The sequence below is a fragment of the Aquisphaera insulae genome, from assembly GCF_011064615.1.
Taxonomy (GTDB): Bacteria; Planctomycetota; Planctomycetia; order Isosphaerales; family Isosphaeraceae; genus Aquisphaera; species Aquisphaera insulae.
In genome coordinates this window covers 1-1,325 of the sequence record NZ_JAALJH010000223.1, presented here as the reverse complement: position 1 = coordinate 1,325, position 1,325 = coordinate 1, and the positions used below count along the sequence as shown (strand labels likewise).

Below are 1,325 nucleotides of genomic sequence, written 5' to 3'. Positions count from 1 at the left end.
CGGATTCGATCACGCGGAAGTTATTCGCCCTGATCGCGCGGTGCCAGCAGATGCTCGGCAACTTGCCGCGGGCGATCGCGGCCTGCGACGAGGGCCTGTCCTTCTTCCCCGAGGACGCCGAGCTGCTCTTCCGCAAGGCGGTGGCCCACCGCGGCTCGGGCGACCCGGCCGCGGCCGAGTCGTCGTGGCGCAGGATCCTGGGGCTGCGGCGTCCGGAGGAGTTCGCCAGCGTCGACCAGGGGATCTACGGCCACCTCACCCGTCGCAACCTCGCGCGGCTCGCCGAGGAGCGCGGGGACGCGCGGGAGGCCGGTTCGCAATGGCGGGAGGTGCTGACCGAGTGCCCCGGCGACGCCGAGGCCCTCTGGGGCGTGCATCGGCTGGATGGGCCGATCGAGCCGAGTTCCGTCCCCTGGCTGGTGGAGGGCTCGACACGGGCGGTGGTGCCGATGGCCGGGCCGGGCGATTTCGACCCGTACCTGGACCTGGCGCGGCGATGGGTCCGTGACCTGGCGGCGACGACCGTGGTGGAGCTGGGCGTGCGCCGGGGGGCGAGCACGCGGGCCTTGCTGGAGGGGGTCGGAGCGACCGGCGGGACGGTCTGGGGCGTGGACCTGGAAGACGCCCACGGCATCGACGACCCGCGGTTCGTCTTCATCCACGGCGATGCCGGCGATCCGGCGGTCGTGGCGCGGTGGGAAACCATCGACCTGCTGCACATCGACACCGACCCGCACACCGAGGCCCAGACCCTGCGCTGGCTTGACCTCTACGCCGATCGCTGCCGCGCGATCGCCTTCCACGACGCCCACCACCCCGGCTTCACCGTCGGCAAGGCCGTGCGGTCCTTCGCCGCCCGTGGCGGCTGGGACGTTTTCGAGTACTGGGGAAACCCGTCGGGGTGGACGGTGATGGTGCGCCGGGGCGAGGCCCACACGATCGGAGCGGTTCTCGGCTAGAAGCAATACCGTTCAACGAGGGGTAGGGGCACACGGGCTTCGACAGGGTCTCGAACCGCGATGGTACGAGACCGAGGTCAACGTCACGTCGGCTCCGTGCTGGGCCTGGATGGCCGTGGTGGAACACCACGGTGCGGGAAGCTGTTGCGCCTAACGGGCTTCGCCTGGAGGCCACGGCGGTCCCGTGGTGTTCCACCACGGCCACCCGGACACACTCCTTGCCTGCCAGGATGTTCACGTTCGGCATCCGCGATGCGAGACGAGACGAGCCTTCGTCGACCAGTATTGCGGCTAGAAGATCCCCGGTGGTGGACTGTTGTGGACACGCCGGGTATGTACCCGGTCGCCGCGCCTGTCGCGTGGGCG

1 protein-coding gene is annotated in these 1,325 nt (G+C 70.5%); it reads left to right on the top strand.

What is annotated here, in order from left to right:
* A partial coding sequence (locus G6O54_RS36850) for a class I SAM-dependent methyltransferase (protein ID WP_369432168.1) occupies positions 1-959 on the top strand: 959 nt, incomplete at its 5' end.
* Positions 960-1,325: the final 366 nt, after the last annotated feature.